The 23,529-nt window shown below is 39.5% G+C and carries 21 protein-coding genes and 2 tRNA genes; 3 read left to right on the forward strand and 20 right to left on the reverse strand.

Annotation, left to right across the window (positions count from 1 at the left end; genetic code table 11):
- Window positions 1-484: 484 nt before the first annotated feature.
- The 12 genes from BM146_RS10130 to BM146_RS10185 all read right to left on the reverse strand — a co-directional run bounded on the left by BM146_RS10130 (window position 485) and on the right by BM146_RS10185 (window position 11,677).
- Entirely contained in the window at window positions 485-754 is a 270-nt protein-coding gene (locus BM146_RS10130) for a DUF1858 domain-containing protein (RefSeq protein WP_022773746.1), read from the reverse strand.
- Between the two features lie 66 nt (window positions 755-820).
- Window positions 821-1,855 (reverse strand): aldo/keto reductase, encoded by a 1,035-nt coding sequence (locus tag BM146_RS10135; RefSeq protein ID WP_074888193.1) that lies wholly within the window; start codon window positions 1,853-1,855, stop codon window positions 821-823.
- Window positions 1,856-1,957: 102 nt separating this feature from the next.
- A complete protein-coding gene (locus BM146_RS10140) occupies window positions 1,958-4,330 on the reverse strand; it encodes an alpha-galactosidase (RefSeq protein ID WP_074888197.1) in 2,373 nt (790 codons plus the stop codon).
- Complete coding sequence (locus tag BM146_RS10145) at window positions 4,327-4,905, reverse strand: TetR/AcrR family transcriptional regulator (RefSeq protein WP_083413486.1); 579 nt, start codon at window positions 4,903-4,905, stop codon at window positions 4,327-4,329. Before BM146_RS10145 ends, BM146_RS10140 begins: the two co-directional genes overlap by 4 nt.
- Window positions 4,906-4,929: 24 nt before the next feature.
- The gene (locus BM146_RS10150) at window positions 4,930-6,369 is read right to left on the reverse strand and encodes an aminoacyl-histidine dipeptidase (protein ID WP_074888200.1); all 1,440 of its coding nucleotides are present in this window, start codon (window positions 6,367-6,369) and stop codon (window positions 4,930-4,932) included.
- 139 nt (window positions 6,370-6,508) lie between these two features.
- Complete coding sequence (rplT, locus tag BM146_RS10155) at window positions 6,509-6,865, reverse strand: 50S ribosomal protein L20 (RefSeq protein WP_074888203.1); 357 nt, start codon at window positions 6,863-6,865, stop codon at window positions 6,509-6,511.
- 149 nt (window positions 6,866-7,014) lie between these two features.
- Window positions 7,015-7,215 carry a 50S ribosomal protein L35 gene (rpmI, locus tag BM146_RS10160; protein ID WP_013280183.1) on the reverse strand — a complete coding sequence of 67 codons (201 nt, stop codon included), beginning with the start codon at window positions 7,213-7,215 and terminating at the stop codon, window positions 7,015-7,017.
- A 68-nt stretch (window positions 7,216-7,283) separates the two neighbouring features.
- Complete coding sequence (gene infC / locus BM146_RS10165) at window positions 7,284-7,808, reverse strand: translation initiation factor IF-3 (protein ID WP_022773738.1); 525 nt, start codon at window positions 7,806-7,808, stop codon at window positions 7,284-7,286.
- A gap of 171 nt (window positions 7,809-7,979) precedes the next feature.
- A complete protein-coding gene (locus BM146_RS10170; RefSeq protein WP_074888207.1) occupies window positions 7,980-8,525 on the reverse strand; it encodes a VanZ family protein in 546 nt (181 codons plus the stop codon).
- The gene (locus BM146_RS10175; RefSeq protein ID WP_074888210.1) at window positions 8,522-9,154 is read right to left on the reverse strand and encodes a flavin reductase family protein; all 633 of its coding nucleotides are present in this window, start codon (window positions 9,152-9,154) and stop codon (window positions 8,522-8,524) included. Before BM146_RS10175 ends, BM146_RS10170 begins: the two co-directional genes overlap by 4 nt.
- A 46-nt stretch (window positions 9,155-9,200) precedes the next feature.
- Window positions 9,201-10,997 carry an oligoendopeptidase F gene (gene pepF / locus BM146_RS10180; protein ID WP_074888213.1) on the reverse strand — a complete coding sequence of 599 codons (1,797 nt, stop codon included), beginning with the start codon at window positions 10,995-10,997 and terminating at the stop codon, window positions 9,201-9,203.
- Window positions 10,998-11,011: 14 nt separating this feature from the next.
- Complete coding sequence (locus BM146_RS10185; protein WP_074888216.1) at window positions 11,012-11,677, reverse strand: HAD family hydrolase; 666 nt, start codon at window positions 11,675-11,677, stop codon at window positions 11,012-11,014.
- 129 nt (window positions 11,678-11,806) lie between these two features.
- Between BM146_RS10185 and BM146_RS10190 the strand changes: the two genes are divergently transcribed.
- Window positions 11,807-11,878 (forward strand) — tRNA-Trp (locus tag BM146_RS10190).
- A gap of 807 nt (window positions 11,879-12,685) precedes the next feature.
- Here BM146_RS10190 and BM146_RS10195 read toward each other — a convergent pair.
- Window positions 12,686-13,072, reverse strand: coding sequence for a nucleotidyltransferase domain-containing protein (locus tag BM146_RS10195; RefSeq protein WP_074888219.1), 387 nt, complete (start codon window positions 13,070-13,072; stop codon window positions 12,686-12,688).
- A 162-nt stretch (window positions 13,073-13,234) separates the two neighbouring features.
- A tRNA-Arg gene (locus tag BM146_RS19470) sits at window positions 13,235-13,292 on the reverse strand.
- Window positions 13,293-13,619: 327 nt separating this feature from the next.
- Here BM146_RS19470 and BM146_RS10200 point away from each other — a divergent pair.
- Window positions 13,620-14,465 carry an Abi family protein gene (locus BM146_RS10200; protein ID WP_083413488.1) on the forward strand — a complete coding sequence of 282 codons (846 nt, stop codon included), beginning with the start codon at window positions 13,620-13,622 and terminating at the stop codon, window positions 14,463-14,465.
- A 918-nt stretch (window positions 14,466-15,383) separates the two neighbouring features.
- Here BM146_RS10200 and BM146_RS10210 read toward each other — a convergent pair.
- A complete protein-coding gene (locus tag BM146_RS10210) occupies window positions 15,384-16,985 on the reverse strand; it encodes an alpha-amylase family glycosyl hydrolase (protein ID WP_074888225.1) in 1,602 nt (533 codons plus the stop codon).
- A gap of 146 nt (window positions 16,986-17,131) precedes the next feature.
- On the opposite strand from BM146_RS10210, the gene BM146_RS10215 reads away from it, so the two are divergent.
- Complete coding sequence (locus tag BM146_RS10215; RefSeq protein ID WP_074888228.1) at window positions 17,132-17,653, forward strand: peptidylprolyl isomerase; 522 nt, start codon at window positions 17,132-17,134, stop codon at window positions 17,651-17,653.
- Window positions 17,654-17,715: 62 nt separating this feature from the next.
- On the opposite strand, the gene BM146_RS10220 is transcribed toward BM146_RS10215, so the two are convergent.
- The 5 genes from BM146_RS10220 to BM146_RS19475 form a co-directional block, all read right to left on the reverse strand.
- The gene (locus BM146_RS10220; RefSeq protein ID WP_074888260.1) at window positions 17,716-18,327 is read right to left on the reverse strand and encodes a GTP pyrophosphokinase; all 612 of its coding nucleotides are present in this window, start codon (window positions 18,325-18,327) and stop codon (window positions 17,716-17,718) included.
- Between the two features lie 291 nt (window positions 18,328-18,618).
- On the reverse strand, window positions 18,619-19,854 hold the full coding sequence (locus BM146_RS10225) for a bacterial transcriptional activator domain-containing protein (protein WP_083413490.1): 1,236 nt from the start codon (window positions 19,852-19,854) through the stop codon (window positions 18,619-18,621).
- A 9-nt stretch (window positions 19,855-19,863) separates the two neighbouring features.
- On the reverse strand, window positions 19,864-20,079 hold the full coding sequence (locus BM146_RS10230) for a hypothetical protein (protein ID WP_074888231.1): 216 nt from the start codon (window positions 20,077-20,079) through the stop codon (window positions 19,864-19,866).
- 206 nt (window positions 20,080-20,285) lie between these two features.
- Window positions 20,286-21,323, reverse strand: coding sequence for an acyltransferase (locus tag BM146_RS10235; RefSeq protein ID WP_074888234.1), 1,038 nt, complete (start codon window positions 21,321-21,323; stop codon window positions 20,286-20,288).
- Between the two features lie 117 nt (window positions 21,324-21,440).
- Window positions 21,441-23,529 (reverse strand): MBG-2 domain-containing protein (locus tag BM146_RS19475; RefSeq protein ID WP_177201639.1); only part of this gene is annotated, 2,089 nt, incomplete at its 5' end.

The following is a 23,529-nucleotide window of genomic DNA, read 5'->3' on the forward strand; positions in this document are numbered from 1 at the left end:
GAATAAAAATATAGGGATTTGCTTGTTTCATACTTATTCAGAGCACAAGCAAATCCCTCTTTTTTTATTCTACTCATCCAAGGCTTAAGATAAATCGTTCAAAAGTGTTTTCTCTTCTATCTCCACTCACACATACAAAAGTGGTAGTAATCATTTTCGAAATGTTTTTCGGTAATCTATTACTTCCATAGCTTCACTTATCGCTCGGAGTATTTGCAAAGAAACAGTAAATACATAATAATTCAATTACTATTTTGCGTAGAACAGCATGAATAGAGATGATTAAAATAATGATTTTTGAACGATTTATCTTGAGCTGATGATGTATGGCAATTAGAAAAAGAGCTTTGACTTGTGTTCTGAATAAGCATGAAACAAGTCAAAGCTCTTTTAATAATTGTCTAATACATCACAGCAAAAGATCCGAGTGAGAAAATCGTTATTTTAAACATATCTATCATGCGTTCGTTTGCTAGACGTATTTTTATGCGTTATGCTCTGCGAGGTAGTCGTTGAGGGCGTCGACGATTTCTTCGCCGTCGATTCCGTGAACTGCGCAAGCCTCGGCAAGTGACTCCATCTGTGATGCAGGGCAATGAATACATCCCATTCCACATTCCATAAGGAACTGTGCAGCAAGAGGATGCTTTGTGATGATATCACCAACAAGCATTTCTGTTGTGACTAAGTTCTCGTTTTCCATTTCTGTTCTCTCTCCTTCTTCATTTCCGAAAAGTAGGTCCTTTAATCCCATGTAACGACCTCCTTAGATTTTAAATAAGAATGTTTTACTATGTAAATTAAATTGTGTAAAATGATTTTACCGCACACTCACTTTACCTGCAAGTACATTTTTGTAATCTTCATAATTCTTTTTAAGAAGTTCAGGTGTACTAAGCTCATATGGGCATTTCTTTGTGCAGGCTCTGCAGTTTATGCAGTCATCAATCTTAGCCATTTCTTTTTGCCAATGTTCGTTAAGCCAGTTTTCAGACGGAGCTCTTCTAAGCATGAGTGACATTCTGGCACAGTTATTTATCTGTATCCCCTTTGGGCAAGGCATGCAATAACCACATCCTCTACAGAAATCACCGGACAATTCCTCTTTTTCTCCGGCAATAAAGTCCTTAGTGGAATCTGTTAATGCAGGTGATTCATCCATATATGAAAGCCATTCATCAAGCTCTTTTTCTCTCTGAACGCCCCAAATTGGCATAACATTATCAAACTGGCTCATAAAGGCAAATGCAGCATCTGACCTGTTTATAAGTCCGCCCGCAAGGCCTTTCATAGCTATAAAGCCCATGTTGTGCTCTTTGCACTTATGAACAAGCTCTATTTCTTTATCAGTAGAAAGATAGCTAAATGGATACTGCAAGGTCTCATAAAGTCCGCTCTCAATGATCTCTTCAGCAACCATGAGCTTGTGAGTTGTGATTCCGATATGCTTTATAAGTCCTTTTTCTTTGGCCTCCACCATGCACTCATACATACCCGTGCCATCTCCGGGTTTGTAGCACTGCGAAACCATATGGAACTGATAAATATCTACATGATCAGTCTGAAGAAGTTTAAGAGAAGTCTCTAAATCCTTCCAGAAATTCTCCGGATCCTTGGCCGCAGTCTTAGTTGCGATATAGATATTATCTCTTACTCCATATTCCATAAGGCCTCTGCCAAGCTTTTCCTCAGAATCGCTGTAAGCTCTGGCAGTGTCAAAAAACCTCATGCCACCATCGTAAGCCTTTCTTAAAATATGGATTGTAGTCTCCATATCATCTCGCTGAATGGGAAGTGCTCCAAAACCATTTTGAGGTGCAGTAATGCCGGTACTGCCCAAAGTAATATTCTTCATATTAAATCCTCCTACCAGAAAACAACCTATTCACACTTCAATGCATTCTATTTGCCAAATCACCTGTTGCAAGCATGAGTACCATATGTCTAGTCAGTTGTTTTAAGCCTGTGTAAACACATAAAGCCTTGTGTCGCCGGTACGCATTATACGTGTTCCATCATTGTTGCCTGTGCCACAAAAAGCGGAATTAAGTGCTACTCCGTGTCCATTAAATGCAGCACCAAGAGCAGTTGCCTTCTGCTCCTCACCATTAATGTCCATGAACTTATCGATTATGCCATGAACAATTCCGTCCTGCTTTACATGAACAGGTGTGAACATATTTATAAGACTTCCAAATTCCTTAATGCTATGTGGAACTACTCTTCCGACCATGTTATAGATTTTTTCATCATCAAGGCCGATTGTCTTAAGGCACTTGTAGTCATTATTTGGTCTTGCATCCTTCTGAACAACAAAAGCAACTGCTTTAGTCTTATCTTTACTTACTATAATATATCCGTCCTCAGGAAGTCTATAATAATCTCCAAACTGGAACAATTCTCTGTTCTTCTTATAGAATTCTACCTGGTTTGCGATAGCTTTTTTGTCTGCATCAGACATATCGCAAAGATTGAGCTCGTATCCAAAACAGCCTGCCGCTGCAACTTCAAATCTTGTCTCAAGAGGCACAGTATTGAGTGTCTGATGGTTAGGGCATGCGGAAACATGGGCACCAACTGTACTTGCCGGATAGCCATAGCTGTATCCTCTCTGAATATCAATCCTGCACATTGCATCAGTATCGTCACTTCCCCAGATCTGCGGGAAATAGCTAAGAATTCCAAGGTCAAATCTGTTACCACCTGCAGAGCAGCCCTCAAACAGTATTTCAGGGAACGCCTCAGTAAGTTCTTTCATGATTCTGTACAGTCCAAGATAATATCTGTGCTGGAACTCGCCCTGTCTCTCAGCAGGAAGGCTCTTTGAATATCTGTCAGAGAATGTCCTGTTCATATCCCACTTTACATATGAGATCTTTCCGGATGAAAAGATCTTTTTCATGGAATCAATTATGTAGTCCTGAACTTCACTTCTTGTAAGGTCAAGGTTCATCTGATTTCTACAGGTTGAGTGATGATGCCCCGGAACAGTAACAGCCCAGTCCGGATGAGCTCTGTAAAGATCACTGTTCTCATTGACCATCTCGGGTTCAACCCAGATTCCAAACATCATTCCAAGCGCATCGAGCTTTTCAGAAAACTCTTTTAAGCCTCCCGGAAGTTTCTTTTTATTTTCATACCAGTCACCAAGTGAGCAGTTGTCATCATTTCTTACACCGAACCAGCCATCATCCATCACAAAAAGCTCTATTCCGCACTTCTTAGCCTCTTTTGCAAGAGAAAGAAGTGAACTCTGAGTAAAGTTAAAGTATGCTGCCTCCCAACTGTTGATAAGGATTGGTCTCTCTTTCTTTTTCCAGGTTCCTCTCACTACATGCTCTCTTACAAAATCGTGCATGTTGATGCTCATGGCATTCATTCCCTTTGAAGAGAATGTCATGACTGCTTCCGGAGTCTCAAAGCTTTCACCGGGAGTCAAAAGCCATGTAAATCCTGTTGGCTGGATACCGCTCACAAATCTGCTCATGCTATAGCCATTTGAAGAAAGAGATTCATAATGGTTACCACTGTAAATAAGATTAAATCCGTAGCAATCGCCATGATCATCATCAGCATCCACGCTGCTTACGATTACAAAAGGATTGGATCTTGATCCGGATTCTCCGGCTGCAAGCTCCTCGCATACTACCTTACCACCATTGCAGATGCTCTCATATTTGCCCATCTCATCTGCCCATCTTCCATGGAAAGATGTCATCTTATAGGATGAAGAGTTAAAGTCTACTGCAGTACTGAGGATTCTTTCCACTTTTATATCCTTATCAGAATCATTGTAGAGAACTGCACTTCTGGTAATAACGTCACACTCAGGAAATACTGAATAGATAAGCTCAAGGCGTGAGCCATATCCTTTGTCTTTCAAGGTAACTACAAGCTGCTCAACCTTACCATCAGAAGTTTCAACAGACTCTGCATAAGACGAAGGAAGAGACGTAAGCGCCGCCTTGCCTTCTTTTATCTCATATTTGTCAAAAAGAAAATCCACAGTATTGGATCCATCGGCATAGGTAAGCTCCACAAAAGGATCTCTGATATCTCCTTTTCCAAAGCTGCTCATTTCAAGACAGAGCTGTTCAAGAAGAATCTTATTGTGCTCATCTGAATATACAATTGTATTTCCGGCTCCGTTGAAATGCTTGGGTGCAATGGTCTCTGCAATACTATCAAGCATGCTTACCCCAGTCTCTTTATTTGAAAAAATCCTGTTCCCATAATGCAGGTGCTCCAAGTGGCCACTAGCAAGCTTTCTAAACATATATGATGTGTTTTTTGTCTGTAATAAAAATACCTTCTCGTTTGTTAAGATCATTTATCTTCTCCTTGTGGAAGTATAAGTCCATTCATTACTATATTGATCATCTCATTAAGAGACTCCTCATAGCTGTATCCTGTGTTTGAAAGTTCTTTTGAACTAAGGAATTTCTCGATAGCACCCTCTATTATCAGCTTTATGAAGGCAATTGGCATTCTCTTTATAAGTCCCTCATCCATAGCCTGTTCAAGGAGCCTTTCGGTCTCACCCCAATCACTTTCAACTCTTTCAGCTATCTTTTTATATACATCAGGAAACTTTTCTCTTAACTGATAAACCCTTCGGAAATCAATATTTTTGTAATTATCAGGAAGGCAAACAATAAGCTTCTCAATCTTTTCCAAAAGCTCCAAAGAGTCATCCGCAACAATCTCCGCCTCTTTTTCTTTGATAGCAGAAAAGCCATAATCTACAGTCGCAAAAAAGAGCTCGTCCTTATCGTTAAACTCCTTATATATAGTCTTTTTGCTGATGTGAAGTTCCTTGGAAATATCATCCATGGTAAACTTCATACCTTTAATATTGAACTGGCTTATAACCGCATCCATGATTTTCTTTTTTATCTCATTCAAATGTATCCCCTCCTACATTGATCATTACTTTAAAACTGCCTTAAGATATTCCCAAACATTTCCTGCTGATTTAACAGAAAGCTTCTCTTTTGTTGAGTGAATATCCTGCATATCAGGGCCAATCGAAATGCAATCAAGACCTTTGATTTTCTCGCTCAGAAGGCCACACTCAAGACCAGCATGAATAGCCATAAGTCTCGGACTCTTTCCATACATTTCTTCATAAACTTTAACCATGTGATCACGGAGCTCAGAATGCTGTCTGTATTTCCAGCCCGGATACTGTCCGGATACAGAATATGTTCCGCCAAAAGTAGTAACGATTGTTGCAACCTTTTTTATAAGCATATTCTTTGATGACTCAACGCTACTTCTAACTGAATGTTCAAGTGTGACAGATGAGTCTTCTGTCTTAATGATTCCAAGGTTCAATGAAGTCTCAACAAGTCCCTCAACAGCTGCGCTCATAGCCTGAACTCCGTCAGGTAAAGAAATAATAGCGCTGACGATCATTCTTCCGTCTTCAAATCTAGCACATGAGTAGTTGTCCTCAGCTCCTGCCTCAGTGCATGTGATATTTACGTTAGGATCCTTAACTTCAAGCTCACCCTTAACTTCCTCAAGAGTCTGCTCTACGCTCTCCTTAAAATCAACTACGTTTTCAGCAGGAACTACAACCTTAGCTACAGCTCCTGAAGGTATAGCGTTATCAGCAACTCCGCCTTCTATAGATACAAGTGAAATCTCAGCAGCATCCATAGCATTCAAAAGAGTTCTCGCTAAAATATGGTTAGCATTTCCTCTTCCGCACTTTATCATTTCACCTGAATGACCGCCAAGTAATCCATCTACCTTTACTTCATATAAAACGCCGGTCTTATTCTCTTTTTCAAAAGAAAAATCCGAGTAAACTCTGGCACCACCTGCACAGCTTGTAATGAAGGCACCTTCCTCTTCATTGTCGATATTGATCATCTTCTTTCCCTTTAAAGAAGAAAGGTCTATCGCTGAAGCACCAAACATTCCTGTTTCTTCATTGGTTGTGATAACAACCTCAAGTGGTGGATGCGGAATTTCTTTTGAATCAAGAAGTGCAAGGCAATAAGCAACCGCAATTCCATCATCTCCGCCAAGGCTTGTTCCCTCAGCCCAAACATATTCTCCATCTGTCTTGCATCGAAGTCCCTCTGTGAGCATGTCGATGTCACAAGAATCTTCCTTAACTGCTACCATGTCCATATGTCCCTGCAGGATCACAGGCTCTTTATCCTCATATCCCCTGCTGCCCGGAGCTTTAATAATTACATTAAGTTCACTGTCCTGAATAACTTCAAGGTTTCTATCCTTGGCAAAAGAAACAAGATAATCGCTTATTTTCTGTAAATTCCCGGAACCATGTGGAATATTGCAAAGTTCCTCAAAAAAATGAAATACTTCCTTAGGCTGTAAATTCTCGTATGCCATATCTATATCCTCCGCTTTATTACTATCAGTTTCCTTCAATGCTACATTTTTTCTGTATTAAAAAAAGGAGCATCACAAAGTGATACTCCTTCATTCTATATCAAAAAAACTATATTTTCAACGAAAGTTTCCAATTGAATTATGCAATCTTTGTCTTTGCAAGTTCAGCAAGTGTCTTGAATCCTTCTGGATCATTTACTGCTAGCTCAGCAAGCATCTTTCTGTTCATGTCAACGCCTGCAAGCTTAAGACCATGCATAAGGTTGCTGTATGAAAGTCCGTTGATTCTGGCAGCTGCGTTGATACGTGTGATCCAAAGAGATCTCATATCTCTCTTCTTCTGCTTACGACCAGCAAATGCAGAAGTAAGTGCTCTCATAACTGACTGCTTTGCTACTCTATACTGTTTTGATCTTGCTCCTCTGTAACCTTTTGCAAGCTTTAATACTCTATTGTGCTTCTTCTTGGCATTCAATGCGCCTTTAACTCTTGCCATCTTAATATCCTCCTAATTTCTAAATCTTTACTGAACCAAATCTCAACTCAAATGAACTTATGGGATGCTGCACTAAACTCGATGAAACCTCGTTAAGTGCCCACCCATGGCTCGCACTAGATTCGATAATACCTCATCAAGTGCTCTGCTCATGCATAAGGAAGAATGCTCTTCATTGCCTTAACATTTGTAGCGTCAACAAGTCCAGCATGTCTAAGATTTCTCTTTCTCTTTGTAGACTTCTTTGTTAAGATGTGGCGCTTATACGCTTTGTTTCTCATGAGCTTTCCTGTGCCAGTAACTTTGAATCTCTTGGCAGCAGCTCTCTTTGTTTTCATCTTTTGCTGCATAACTTAAATCCTCCTGTGAATCTCAGTAATTTTGTGGAACTTTATTTTTAACCAATACTTGGCAAAAATCAATTTTTCTTTTCAGCAAGGAACATTGTCATACTACGTCCTTCAACCTTAGGCTGTTTCTCAACAACGGCTACATCGCTGAGTGCCTGAGCGAAATCTGTAAGGATGTGCACGCTTGCTCCCATATGAGCCATCTCACGGCCACGGAAACGAAGAGTGATCTTAACTCTGTTTCCTTTCTCAAGGAACTTCTTAGCTGCATTCACTTTAGTATTGAGATCGTTTGTATCAATATTAGGTGAAAGCCTGATCTCCTTAATTTCAACAGTTTTCTGTTTCTTCTTAGCTTCTTTCTCTTTGCGAAGCTGCTCATACTTAAATTTCCCGTAATCAACAACCCTGCAAACAGGTGGTTTAGCTGTTGGCGCGATCATAACAAGATCAACACCCTCATCGTCAGCAATCTTTCTGGCATCTGCAATAGCCATAACCCCAAGCTGCTCACCATCAATACCAATTACACGAACTTCCTTAGCTCTGATCTGTTCATTAATAAATAACTCGCTAATGGTTTTATCCTCCATACTATGAAAAAAGGTGAATACGCAATGTATCCACCTGTAATCTCAATTCAAGCAAACATAACCTGTTTGTTTCGAAGATATTAACGCCTGAAGCCATTGCCGCAGGGTGAGAGTGGATACTCTGCTTTATTTTCAAATACTCATATACGATATCACACTACATATATGCTGTCAATACCCTTTTTGTTTTTTCTTGTTAGCAAGTGGTCTGAATATCGTCATTCGTCCAGTCCAGCCAACAATTCTGGTAAGGATTATCCCCGGCAAAACTCCCATGCAGTCGATAATAACATCTCTCTTTGATGGGCTTCTGCCGGAAACAAAGGACTGGTGATACTCGTCAAGACAGGCAAATCCCGCGCAGAACGCTCCGGCAAAAAGAACCAGCAGCGGTCCTCTAAGTCCATATACATATAGAGGAAAAGCAACAGATACTGCCAGCAAAAAGTATTCTGTGAAATGAGCCGTTTTTCTTACATAGAACTGGGATGCTTCGGACAAATCTTCAATCTGATCCTTTGACCAGCCTCTGTCAAGCTTCTCATTGGCGTAACTAAAAACCTTGATTCCAACCTGGTAGCTGAGCTGACTGCTCGCATCACCTTCCTGTCCGGAAAACATAAATATCACGCACATCATTATGATTGCGGGTACAAACGAAAGTGGCTTAAGCACAAACCGCAATGTTTGTTTAATATACATTAAAAAATACTTCATTTCTTCTTTACCTTAGCTGTTTTGCTCCTGCCTTTATTCGGCTTTGGACTGTCCTTCTTCGTCAGAGTTTTTTTGGCCACGCTATAGCCAAACTTTCCAACCTTTTCTCCGAGCATGAAATACTCGCCATGGGAATAAGCCACAAGTTTAGCCTTTCCAAGATCGAGCTTTCCCTTTTCATCAAGTAGCTTGTCATCTACTGTAACACACATGACCTCTGCGATAAAGATAGTATGGCTTCCCAGATCAATTGACTGTTTTACCTTGCACTCAATATTAACAGGGCTTTCTGCTATTCCCGGAGCTGATATTTTCTGGGATTCAAGCGGTGTTAAGTTCATTTCTTTAAACTTATCATAGTCACGTCCTGAACGCACGCCGCACCAATCTGCTGCCCTTGTAAGCTTTTTACTTGTGAGATTGACTACAAATTCCCCTGTTTCCATGAGAATATCATAGGAATATCTCGCTTTACGCACAGATATTGATAGCATGGCCGGGTCGCTGCAGATAGTCCCAGCCCATGCAACAGTTATTATATTTGGCTTTTCTCCCTCACGCTTGCAGCTTACCATAACTGCAGGTGTGGGATAAAGCATATTACCTGGTCGCCATATTTCTTTTGCCATATAAGCACCGCCTTATATCCAGGCAGAAAAAACTTTCTGCCACAACTTACTTCATGATTTCTTCCATCTCATCGATGGCTTCACCAAATACCTTAAGCGCCGCATCAATAGGAGCCTTTGTTGTAAGATCAACTCCAGCGATCTTGAGGAGGCTTACAGGATCCTGTGTGCAGCCGCTTGAAAGGAACTTCTTGTACTGCTCAACTGCAGGAGCACCCTCTTTAAGGATTCTGTCTGCAATCGCAACAGCTGCTGCAAAGCTTGTAGCATACTGATAAACATAGAAGTTGTAATAGAAGTGTGGAATTCTGCACCACTCCCAACCAATAAGTTCATCAGAGATCATATCCTCGCCAAAGTACTCCTTATTGAGGTTATAGTATACATTATAGAGAGACTCTGCTGTAAGAGGCTCACCATCTTCAGCCATCTTGCATGTCTTTCTCTCAAATTCCTCAAACATAGTCTGACGGAACATTGTGCTCTTAAAGCTCTCAAGGAAGTGATTTACGATAAACGCCTTTTCTTCCTTGCTCTTAGCATGATCTTTAAGATAATGATACAAAAGAACTTCATTAGTAGTAGACGCTACTTCTGCAACGAAGATCTTGTAACCTGCATCAAGAATGTGCTGTGCCTTGCTTGAATACCAAGAATGCATTGAATGTCCCATCTCATGAACAAGTGTAAAGACATCATTCAAAGTATCATTGTAGTTAAGAAGCATATATGGATGTGTTCCGTATACATTTGAGGAATACGCACCACTTCTCTTTCCTTCATTCTCAACCACATCGATCCATCTGTTCTCATATGCCTCTTTTACGACTGCCAGATAATCTTCGTCAAGAGGAGCAAGGGCCTTAAGAGAGATCTCTTTTGCCTCATCATATGTGACATTCATGTCAAAATCAGGGATCATTGAAACATAGACATCATACATGTGAAGTTCGTCTACTCCAAGGAGCTTTTTCCTGAGTGACACGTATCTGTGCATCTTGTCCATGTTGCCATGAATGGACTCAAACAGTGAATCGCAAACTAAAGGTGATACGTCGTTGCCATCAACTGCCGCCTCAAAGCATGAATCATATTTTCTAGCCTTTGCCTCGAAGATCCTTGCCTTAACTTCACCGTCATACATAGCAGTCCATGTATTTTTGAACTCTGCAAATCTTGTATAGAAAGCCTCAAAACTTGCCTTTCTTAAATCTCTGTCATGAGACATCTGTGTTGGAACAAATCTTCCCTGTGAAAGCTGAACTTCTTCTCCCTTTGAATCTTTTACTGAAGGGAACTTAAGGTCAGCGTTTGCAAGCATTCCGAAAGCTTTCTGAGGAGCGCCCTCAAGCTCACTTGCTGATGCCAAAAGAGCTTCCATGTTGCTGTCAAGCATGTGAGCCTTTAATCTTCTGACATTCTTTATTGCTCTCTTGTATCTGTCAAGCTCAGGAATCTGCTCATAGAGCTTTTCAAGGTCCTCATCAGAAATATCAACAATCTCAGAGTTCATGAAGGCTGTTTTTTCCTCGACTGCAGCATATGCAGACATGGCCCTTGCGTTCATACCCTGGTATTTGGAATTGGATGTATCCTGATCAAATCTCTTATGAGAATAGCCAACAACCCTGTCAGCTAAAAGCTCAAGCTCCTCTGTAAGCTTAAGAGCTTCAAGAAGACACTTCCCATCAGAAAGCTTCCCCTGAAGAGCTGCAATCTTATCAGCTACTTCACTTATCTTTTTAAGCTCCTCTTCCCACTTTTCTTCATTTTCGAAAATATCCTCAAGTCGCCATGTAAGTTCCTTTGCGACCTCATCTCTTTTTGGTAATCTGTCCTGCATCCCCATTCTCCTTTTCATATTATTTTAGAGAAATCTCCATCCTGTACGAAGATGTAATCTACGCCATTTGCCTTGGCTACTCCACCATCGCTAAAAACCTCATTCCCTATCATAACGCATTCAGTAGGGTTTAATCCATGCTTTTTTAACAGTTTTTCCATGAATTCTTTCTGAGGCTTTTTGACACCATTATCAGACGATATGAAAATGTCATCAAAGTACTTTGCAATATCCACCTCCTCAAGCTCTTTCCTGGTAAAAAAGAGCTGGGCATTAGACAAAAGAAATACCTTTTCTCCCGCACTTTTTAATTCAGATAAAAGTCTGTCCGTATCCGGGTATTTGCATAGCTTATCACGTGAAGCTTCTCTGAAGAAAATGCAAAGTGCTTCTAAGCTGCAGGGATCCACTGCATATTCATTTCCAATGAGTTTAGCCCATACATTTTCTATTTTTATCTCCGGATACTCCGCGTGAGTTTTCTCTGTAAGGGCCTCTGTTTCCTCTTTGCATGCCAAAAGATATTTCTCACGAAGGTCTGCTCCTGTGTAATCTGCGCCATATTCTTCGGACAGCTTTTTTGCCATTCTCACCCAAAGCTCAGGCTGTTCCTCATCTGTGTGGATATCCACTAAAGTTCCATATAGATCAAAAATGTAGTTCTTATACTTATAAGGCATATATTTTTCGTGCTCCTTTAATATAATTAAAATAATAATAATTTAAAAAATATTACTTTACAACGCCTATTGTCTATGCTAGAATAACATTCGTTGGTGCAAAAGAAATAACCTTTTGCAAATTCATATAGGGGAATCATACAATGGCTAGTATGCCGGTCTCCAAAACCGCTCATGCGGGTTCGAATCCTGCTTCCCCTGCTTGTTTTAAAAAGGCTGGAGTCCAGATAATTACTGGTGCTTCAGTCTTTTTTGTTACTAAAAATCTTTTATTCTTAATGTATGTTTTGGTTCAAAAAAGTACGTTTTGGAACACTTAAATTAGGGTAATTTTAGGGTACAAATCTGCGTACTAATCATGTATAATGTGGGAAAACAGCTATTGATCACGTTTCTTTATAAGAGTTTTATTTGACTGAACATAACAGTTGTAGTAATATGATTATGCGGAAACGCAATAAAATGCGATTATATATTCTATGACAAAGCGAAACCCTCGATGTGGCGACATCGAGGGTTTCTTGCTCGTTAGAGTGAGCTGTTCTCAGGCTAGTACCGTGTTACTCATCCCTGTCTAACCATTTGCAAATATAGTAGGCGACTATACCTGCCAATACAGAGATAATGAATGCGATTATATACTCCATGAGCTGCCTCACCTCCTTTCTGCTGGAGGGACACGGCTTAAATACATTATCATATTATTTTTGTAAACACAATATGACTACAAATGTGGCTACAAAAATCATCCAATCTATGTAATACCGATGTTTTCAAGCTTTATAGGATGTGGTTTATCCAACTCCAAAACCGCTCATGCGGGTTCGAATCCTGCTTCCCCTGTTAAATGTAAAAAGACTGGAATCCAGATATTCTCTGAGGCTTCAGTCTTTTTTGTTACTATAATTCTTTTATTGTAAATGTCTGTTTTGGTTCAAGAAAGTACGTTTTGGAACATTTAATTTAGGGTGATTTTAGGGTGGTAAATCGCTTGTCAATCGTAAAAACTTACTTGAACTTATTCTTAAAAATAATCTTTCCTTTCGTTAATATATCTCTGGCTACAAACTCTTTACTCTTGTCAAGTGCAGCTTGAGAATTAAAAGTCAAGATATCATAATCCTGATCTTCGTTTATCTTATAGAGCTTTGTCTTGAAGTCATCATAGGACTTTGACCTAAACAACCTTGACCTTGTTACGTTACTCACTATGGCTAGATCGATGTCTGACCGTTTAGTACATCTCTTTTCCAGAGATGAACCAAACAGATAAATAGTATCAATCAGCTTACATTCTGCTGCAATCTTAATTATTCCTTCAATAATATCTTTCTTTATGTCTGCAACTCCAAAAGAGTCACCAACATTATTCTTCATTGTTACAATATTGCACATGATAACTCCTTTCATCACAAATAATAGCCCAAAAGGGTCCAAAATAAGGCATTGATTTTTATGATATCGAATGTATCTAATGATGTCTTGGTACAATTATAATAGCAAAAATAGGATGGTATTTCTACCATCCCATCATTGTCACAACTATCTATTTTCCACTAAGGGGCTCGAACCCACGACTCATGGTTTAGGAAACCATTACTCTCCCAGCTGAGTTACAATTCCTACAAAGAGGGTCAATAGTCTGTTGACCCTCTATTCAATATTCAGTTATCAAATGTTGAGGTTACTGTACTGTAACGACTTAAGCGCTAGGAATTTGGCATCATATTGCATTTATTGACAATAAGGTTCTTAACATATAAAATGATTATAGTGACTAAGTTCCAGATACTCGTGAGGACTGGGACCGCGGGAGGACCTGAGGGCCCTCCTTTAATTTTTTTCTTGAGGAGTTTTTCTAATATACCTAAGCCATATCTTCCGTATGGTAAACAAATCCAGAAACTTATAAATAATAAAGGATATAAGTTTAGCTGAGAGGATGCTAACCGATATCAGCTATTTCTCTCTAATTGGTGGATATAAGAATCTGTTTATCAATCCTATGACAAGGAAATATGTAGGTGGTACTACCTTTGAAGATGTGCTTGCCTTATATCACTTTGATGAAGAATTGAGAGCCCTTACTTTTAATTATTTAATCAAGGTAGAGCAAAAGATACGTCAATTAATATCAGATAGTTTCTGCGCATCATTTGGTGAGAATCAATCTCAGTATCTTTCATCAGTAAATTATAACCAAAGTCCTAAATTATCCCATGATGTTACCAAGCTTATTAGTATTTTGGATTATCACGCAAACAAGAACACTGAGAAACCCTATCTTGTACACCAGAGAAAAGTATATGGTAACGTTCCGTTATGGGTTACAACTAAAATCCTTACTTTCGGTCAGTTATCTAAATTCTATGGCTTATTACAGCATAGACAGCAGAGTATGATAAGCAAGGCATACACAAATGTGTCCGAGAAGGCGCTTGGTCAATATCTAGGATGTCTGACACTTTTTAGGAATGTATGTGCCCATAATGAGAGATTATTCAGTCATAACCTTGTACAAAGAGAATTTCCGGACACTACTATTCATAAGAAAATGAATCTCCCTATGACTGGATCCATGTATTCTATTGGTAAGAGGGATTACTTTGGATTAGTAATCGCTTTTAGATATTTACTAAGAAGAGATGAGTTTTTACAATATAAGCATAGTCTTAAGAAACTTATAGATCAATACTGCAAGAAGAGTCAGAGACTAACCAAGTCTGATCTGCTAGATCAGATGGGATTGCCTTCTGATTGGGAGAATATAACCAAGTATAAGATATAAACTGGTTAAGAAATGGTTAAACTCAAACCAAGGAAGATGCTCGATGCTTTCTTTATAGTTTTGGACAGGGTAGCATGCGCGGGTTCGAATCCTGCTTCCCCTGCTTGTTTTAAAAAGACTGGAGTCCAGATAATTACTGGTGCTTCAGTCTTTTTTGTTACTAAAAATCTTTTATTCTTAATGTATGTTTTGGTTCAAAAAAGTACGTATTGGAACATTTAAATTAGGGAAATTTTAGGATACAAATCTGCGTACTAATCATGTAAAGCAATCAATCATAGCTACAACTCAGGTGATCATTTACGAAAAAATAAAGCCTTGTCATCCTTATTACGATTTGGATTTACAAGGCTTAATTTATTGCTATAATGATACTATTGGTGCTACCTAAACGGTTGCGGTTAGTCCTCTATCAGGGAGTGCAAGCCCTGTTAATATAGAAACTCAAAAGAGAATAACTATAGGAGGAACCTGCCCTATGATAACCATGGAAGGCTTGATTGCAGTACTTGCGCTTTGTGCAACGTTCTTTGGTCTTGGCTATTCCATCGGTAGGAATAGCAAGCATTAAAATAACCGCCCAGCCTGAACAACTAGCGGTTATTTTAATCACTATGTAATTTCGGACTAACCGTTGCTGTACGGGTAGCACCTTTTTATGCTTTCATTATAGCAAATTAATCTTAATAATCAACACAGTTACTCTAAAATTATTAGAACTTTTGAGGTGCAAACGCTGTGACACGCTCGTACCCTAAACAGATAATAAGAATAAACACTATATAGTAAACGGTGCTCAATCCGTTACTACCTGACTAATTACTGCTCAACAAAGAAATACCCCGTTAATATTAATTACAACTCCAAAAGGGCTGATATCAGCCCTCATATTATTAATTTATTTACTGTACTGCAACTTTAGTTCCCGGCTGCTAAAACTGCTATTCCATAGGCAGGTATTACCACTTTCCCACCATTATATTCACATTTTTCCTCAGAAGTACAAAGGTTATACACAATATTCCCATAATCTTTCGACATATCATCTGTGGAAATATCCACTTCTTTTGACTCATCTGAGGTATTTATCAGTATAAGAAGTCTCTCCACATCTGTCTCATATGTGCTTTCCTCTTTTTTCTCCCTGACAAAGGCTGAAATATCACCGTCTGAAAGTGAGTCCACAACTACAGTCTTCCCTCTTGCGATCACAGGGAACATATTTCTGAGTTTTATAGCTGCCTTGTAATAGTTAAAAATTGAGTACTCATCTGCCGCCTGCTCATCAAGAGCCGGATACTTCATGTCAAACTTATCCATGTCGGCAGGGCCATTGCACATGCCTGTCAGGTCAGTAGAACTCCACTGCATCGGAGCTCTTTTATTCTCATCCTTGCCTGAGCCCTTCATGCCAAGCTCCTCACCGTAGTAAATAAACGCATTTCCGTTCATAAGAAGGTTAAGTGCTCCGGCAAGCTTCACCTTGTCCTGACTGCCCTTACCGGTAAAATAGCCAGCCGAACGGGCCATATCATGATTGGTATAAAAAGGTGCATCAATGGCTGTGTCGCTAATTTCAGCAAGCTGACTCTCTATTTTTTCAAGAGCTTTTCCGTAATTTGCTGCAGCGCTCGTTCCTCTTGCCACGCCTGCAATAGTGCCTTCACTTCCTGCAAAATCAAAGTCAAAAAAGCTGTCAACACCGCTTTTATAGTACTTTAGATAAGTACTTGAATTTGTCCAGCACTCACCAACAATATAAGCATCTTCTTTTTGGGCTTTAACAGTGTCATTGAGCCATGTCAAAAACTCAATGTTTTTTGAGTCATCACCTGTATAATAGTAAGACACCGCATCCAGCCTGAATCCGTCAACTCCATGATCTATCCAAAACTGCGTAATATCTTTTATCTCATCCCTAACTGCCTCATTATCCAGATTAAGATCAGGCATTCCAGACCAGAATCTCGCCTCATAATACAGATCTGATCCGGCAAGCGCCTCATAGCCGTCCTGAGGTTCAGTGGAAAAATTGTAGTAATCATTGTAAGGAGCTTCTGCTGAAGCCTTAAACCACGGATGTTCTACAGATGTATGATTGAGTACCAGGTCAAGAATGACATTGATACCTCTTTTATGACATTCATCCACAAGCTCATCGAAATCCTCAATTGTTCCGTACTGCGGATCAATATCCTTGTAATCAGTCACATCATATTTGTGATATGTCGGTGATGGTGAAATCGGCATAAGCCATATTTCATTACAGCCAAGATCAGTATCTGTGGTATCATCCCCATCATTTATGTAGTCGAGCTTCTTGGTAACTCCCTTGAGATCTCCTATTCCATCTCCATCACTGTCGTAAAAAGAATAAACGAAAATCTCATAGGTAGTTCTATACTTATCATCAATAACATTTAGCTCTGATGCGGCTTTATCTGCTTTTCCGCACCCAGGCAAAAGAAGCGTCGCAGCAAGGAAAGCTGCAGTAGCCTTATACCAACAATTCTTTTTCATAATTTTTCATCTCCTAACAAAGCATATGATAGCACATCTTTGAGCATATTTACCAATTGCAAATTCTATCGTATATGCCATTCATAACATCAATAAATCTGCTATAATAGCCTAAGATACTATCATACAGAAAAGAGGACGAACTTATGGCACAGAATCCTATTGTTACAATTACAATGGAAAACGGTGATGTTATCAAGGCTGAGCTCTATCCTGAGATTGCACCTAACACAGTCAATAACTTCATTTCACTTATTAACAAAAAATTCTACGATGGACTTATTTTCCACAGAGTTATCCGCGGTTTCATGCTTCAGGGCGGAGATCCTGAAGGAACAGGAATGGGCGGCCCCGGATACGGTATCAAGGGTGAGTTCTCATCCAACGGATTCAAGAATGATCTTAAGCACACTGAAGGAGTTCTTTCAATGGCAAGATCAATGATGCCCAATTCAGCAGGCTCACAGTTTTTCATCATGCACAAAACTTCTCCACACCTTGATGGAGACTATGCTGCATTCGGTAAGGTTACAGAAGGAATGGACGTTGTAAATAAGATTGCTGAAACAGACACAGACTGGAACGACAGACCTGTAAGCGACCAGATTATGAAAACAGTTACTGTAGAAACTTTCGGCGTATCTTATCCAGAACCTGAAAAGGCCTGAATCTTATAGCGGCAAAAGAAAAAACAAAGACCTGAAGGCACTTGGCTTCCAGGTCTTTGTTACTATTCTTCTTCGTCAATTTTTTCTCTTATCTGCTGCATTCTAAGATCCAGCTGATTGATAAGATCTGCACTAAACTTAAGATCGTCTGAAATAACATCCTGATGCTGAATATTCTTTTTATACTTCATCTTGTGCTCAAGACTTGCCCAGAAATCCATTGCTATGGTTCTGAACTGAACTTCCACCTTCATGTACTCTTTTTCCGTAGTAAGGAAAATAGGCACCTCAATAATAAGGTGGAGGCTTCTGTAGCCACTGGCTTTGGGATTCTCAATATAATCCTTTCTCTGGATGACAGTAATATCATCCTGTTTGGCCAGACAATCTGCAAGCATATAAATGTCATCAATAAAAGAACATATAACCCTTATTCCGGCTATATCTGAAAGATTCTTGCTTATATTCTCAACATTAAAATCCACGCCCTTGCTGTTTAACTTGTTATAGATACTAATCGGCGTCTTAATTCTCATCTTGATTGATTCAAAAGGATTTCTATTATTGATTAATGAAAGCTCCTTATTAAGAACATCCAGCTTGGTTCTAACCTCTGATAAAGCACAATCATACTTCATCATAAGAATCTGGAAATCCTTAACCTGATCCTTCATCTTAAGTAGATTCTCAATATCTATCTGATTGCCCTCTTCAGTGTGACTTTTTTCAGATCTTCCCGTAAGCTTAGTAAAATCTATCTTCGAATAGTCTAACCTCTTGACTGCCATAGACTTCACTCCCTTTCGCTTAATATCTCATGTACAGTATATCAGTATACCTTAAACGTTCTGTGAACTAAATATTAAATTTTAAATAAACAAAAACCCAAAATTCCGCGAAAGTGATAAACACTCTCGCGGAATCCTCATAAAAAAACCACAATCCCCACTAATAACTTATAATAATCATTTTGCCTCTGACAAACTCTGAGGAAGCTCAGCAAGTGAAACTACACTGTATTCAAGCTCCGCTCTTGGTCCGGCCAAAACTTTATATTTGTTCAATACTCTCCTGTAAACTATTTTACAACTTTCTTTGTTTGTTCCCAAAAGAAGAAGTAAAAACTGAGATGCCGAATACTTACAATATGTGTCACCCTGTCTCAATGTCAGAGCAATAGCCTTCTGCAATAATTTAGCCCTTGCCTCAAGTTTATTCTGATTAGTAATCTGTTTTCCCTCATAATCAACCAATGTGAAAAGCATCATGTATACTGACTGCCCGCTTCTCTCCATGTTACGACTTAAAATATGATAAGCATCGATAAAGCTAGGATATGAGCAATCATATGCTCTTCCATCTTCTACTCTGGCGCTGTCTCTTCTCTCTATGATATCGTCTCTTATCTTAAGTATTTTCCCTGGTGTATTAGTAATCTGCCTACTCATCCTTTCGTAGCACTCCATCAGATCATTACTCGGAGTGATTCCTAATTCATCAGTATAATACCTGACTGTTTCGTCATAAACAGCATACGCTTCGTCGTAAGACTCCATGCCGATAAGAGCATTGATCTCGCCTACCTGCCACTCATCATCCGGATATAACTGAGACGCTTTTTTGTATGTGCGATACATTGCATTGTAATCTTTTTTCTTTTCATAGTAATTACCGAGGGCAACTACACACTCTGCATACATCTTCTGGAGTTGAACACTCTTGATAATAACCCACTCCTGCGTTGCAAGTTCCGGAAGAAGCTCCGCTTTATAGAGTTCTACAGCCTGTTTGTAAAAAAGGATTCCCTCTGTAGTGTCACCGCAAAGTCTTGCGTTGCGCACTGCGGATTCGAAACTTCCCGCATCAGTAACAACTTCAACATTCTCATCGCAATAGAAAATGCCATCCTTATTAACTATATACTCATAATCAGGAAGAGTTGAACCCTTAAGCTGTTTATGCATCTGATAGATCAGATTATTAAAGCTGTTATTAAGATTAGACTGTTCTTCTCTATCATAAAGCGTGTTTATGAGCTGCTCTTTTGTAATGCCATTATCACCGGCAAGCCAAACAAGTTCAAGAAGCTGAATATACTTCGCGCCTTTGTTTTTTCCGACTGATACATTTCTTCCCTCATAAGAAATCGCAAGTCCGCCAAACATTTGAACATCTAATCTGATCCTAAGCCCCTCGTTCATATATTCACCTCAACTGCTGATTGCCGTTTTAATATTTCCCTCGTAATTGCAGACACTTAAATTTTCAACTTCAGAATTTGTACCTTCAAGCCTGAAATTAGACCACTTGCAGCACCAACACTCCCTCATGGGTACCAACGCACCATCGTCTGGTTCCCAGTGTTCGCAGCAGTAATCTTCCCGAACCACTCTTAACCCCTCATCATTGTAAATAGGATCACTCATATGTTCTCTCCTATACAATCACACTTTTATTTCTCTGATTGTAGATTAACATGAAATAAAATTGCATTTATAAAGTTTGTCGTAACTTGTATTTTTTTTGTCGTCTAATGTTCATATTATGATATAGAAAAAGAGCTCATGATTTTCTGCGAAAAACATGGGCTCTCACTAACATTTTATATTATGGCTTTTTCCCTTTAATCGTATTATGGAACTATGCGCCTTACTACAGGAATTTTCCTCATGCACGCCGCAACTGCAATTATCATGGGAACGATAACAAATGGCGCCCCAAGGCGATACAAAAGTGACCTCGTATCCACAAAAGGAAGAAGGGGTATCGTCTTAATGAAAATAAATTGCATCAGATAAACCGGATAAGTGTATCCACCAAGAAACAGCACGAAATCTCTGCCCCTGCTATCCATTACCTTTTTTCCAATATCTTTTAACAGGACAAAAGCTCCGGCAGAGTAAAGAACACTTGGAACGTTTTCATATCCCTTAAATGTCCCATCTATCATTCCGATTCGCATAGACAGCACGTACGTACCAATTATATGAAGCAAAAGACCTGCAATCGCAAGTCCATATATAGTAAACTTCTGAGTTTTACTAAGCTCTGTATCATGGAGCAGCCATCCTATCGGCACCCAGATAAGTACGCCCATTACACTTGTAACAGCATAAGGTGTATTTATATCAAGCTGAAAAACGCCGGTAATAAAAGGCGCCAGGCTATTCAGGGCAAAGCCCGCTCCAACAAGGTAAGTAAAGACAAGCCTTCTCTTTTCTTTTTCCACTGCTGCATACAAAGGCATGCTAAGATACAGAACAAAAAGCGAAGAAAAGAACCAGTAATAATCCACAATGGTCGTTCCGGTGACACTCTGATAAATAAAGTGCGGACTCAGCTGCTCTCTTGGTATCTTGTGACTCAACACCTTGCCAAGCATAATGATAAGACTCCAGGCAATAAATGGCACAACTGCCTTATGCCATCTTTTAATAAAGAACTCTTTTAGCGAATATCTCTCATAGAAATCCATAAGAGTTATCCCGCTTATCATAAAAAAGAGGGGCACTCCTGGATAAAAAATACACTCAATAATGTTCGCCGAGACCCAATACTTCTCCGTCGCGCTAAACTCCCAAAAGCATTTGTTAGTATGAAGCACCAACACAGAAAATGCCGCAATCACGCTAACAAATACAATGTAATCAATTTTCTTTTTCTCCTTCACAACACAACTTCCTCCCCGTTTGCTTTTTTAAGCATATCATAAAACAGATTATTGGAAAATAAAAAGAGCTACCGGCCTTACGACCGATAGCTCTTTTTTGGATTTCTTAGAGTTTAATTACTCTTCTTCTTTTTTCTTTCTTGTAACGAAAAGTGAAATTGCTACTGCAGCTGCGATGACAATTGCAAATGCTCTTGATGTGTCATCTGTCTGGTCATCAGTTCCTGCGCGTCTTGCACCAAGAACTGCTGCACCATTTGTATTTGCTGCATCTTCTCTTCTAGCTCCAAGTACTGCTGCGGCAGGAGCTGGTGCCGGTCCTGCTGCTACAGGTGCAGGTGTAACCGGTGTAGGATCATCTCCGCCTGCTGGTGTAGGATCTGGAGTTGGAGTAGGTGCCGGTGCAGGTGCTGCTGTGATAGTGAATGTATTATTCACATAATCAACCTTGAAGTTACCCTGATATACATCACCTGTTACTGTTATAGCGTAATCTCCTGCTGTTTCGCCAGTTGCACGAGCTACTGCATACTGAACAGTATTCTGTGCCTCTGTCAAAAGAGCTGAGTTAGTAGTTGAAACTGCAGCTGTAAGCGTAGGATCTGTTGTGCCTTCTACCTTAGAAGCACTGTCTGCTGTAACTTTTGCATCTGCGTATCCAATCTGGAGTTCACCAAGTTCATAGCTGATCTTAAATTCATCAGTTACAGGAACTTCTTCTCCATCAATTATCATTGTGACTACTTCTTTTCCAGTAGCAACGAACTTGTAATTTCCTACATTTTTTCCGCTTGCTGAAACTGTTACACCTGAAAGTGTATATGTTGTTCCATCCATATCAAATGGCACACCGGTTGTTGCACTGCTCTTAAGTGTGAAGAGATTCTTAAGAGCATCCCAGATCATAGCTGCGATATTTACATCCTCTGTATCAGAAGATACACCATAACCTGTTGTGTATGTCTGAACCTTGCCATTATATGTTACCGGAACGTTGTCAGCATGTACTGTTACTTGATACTCATCACCAGTGTCTTTTCTGCTGGCAATCTTCATTGCATCTTCAACGTATTCAATTGAATAGTTATCAGTAACATCTTCCTTAAATATAAGGATTCCGTCTGTAATCTTTACTGAGCCCTCTTTGATATTGAACTTATAGTTACCAACAGTTGTCTGAGTGTTGTTCTCAAGCTCAGCTTCAAGTTTCTGTCCATCTATAAGTCCTCCAGCCTCTGTTTCTTTTGTCCAGTCATATCCTGATGCTGTATGTGGCTTACCATCAAACATGAATGACTGTTCAGTCCCGTTTCCGGCCATTACAATAATAGGTCTCTTTGAAATTGTTACTGTTGCTGAAGCCGTAGCCTCTTCATAGTTCTTATTCTCTGTCTTTACCTGGACAGTCTGGCCTTCAACAACATTTTTAAACTGAGGTGCATCTTTACTCCAATCATTTCCATTTGTTCTGTACCAGATTGTTGTAGACTGCTCAAGTTCAGGATTCATAACTACATCTACTGTATGATCCTTAGCATCATATACTCCCTGATATCCTTCAACACTAAGTTCAAGAGCCTGACCGGATGCTTTCTTAATCTCGAAGTTACCGGGTACAAATGTGATATTGTAGTTACCATTAGCATAATGAGGTCCACTCGCTTCTGCACTTGCGCTATCACTTGTTTCTTTTGCTATAAGAACCTTCTCATATGTTCCGGCATCAACATCCTTGTCAGCGTTCTTTCTGGTAATAGTGTAACTAATTACATCATCACCAAGAACTTTTTCAAGTTCTCCATCCTCAAGTTTAAATTCAGGATCTGTTTCACCATAAGTCTTCTTAGCGTCTGCAACTTTAAGTTCGATTGCTCTCTTTTTGATTCTGATCTTTACTTTCTTCTCAGCATTGTTGTAGTTTGCATTCTCTGCCTTTACAGTTACTTCGGTCTCATCTATTACATCTGTGTACTCTGGTGCTTCTGTTTTCCACTCACCATTTCCTACCTTGTAAGAGATTGTTGTTCCCTCTGTTACTGTTGTGCTTGCTGTTACCTTATGTGACTCTGCATCATATGTTACATCAAAGCCTTTTGCATCAAGTCCAAGAGCATCTCCATCTGCCTTTTTGATTGTAAGGGTTCCTGGCTTATATGTGATAGCATAGTTTCCTGTCACATCTGTGTTTCCATCCTTAACTACACCA

Origin of the sequence: Butyrivibrio proteoclasticus (genome assembly GCF_900115735.1) — a bacterium.
GTDB classification, from domain to species: Bacteria; Bacillota; Clostridia; order Lachnospirales; family Lachnospiraceae; genus Butyrivibrio; species Butyrivibrio proteoclasticus_B.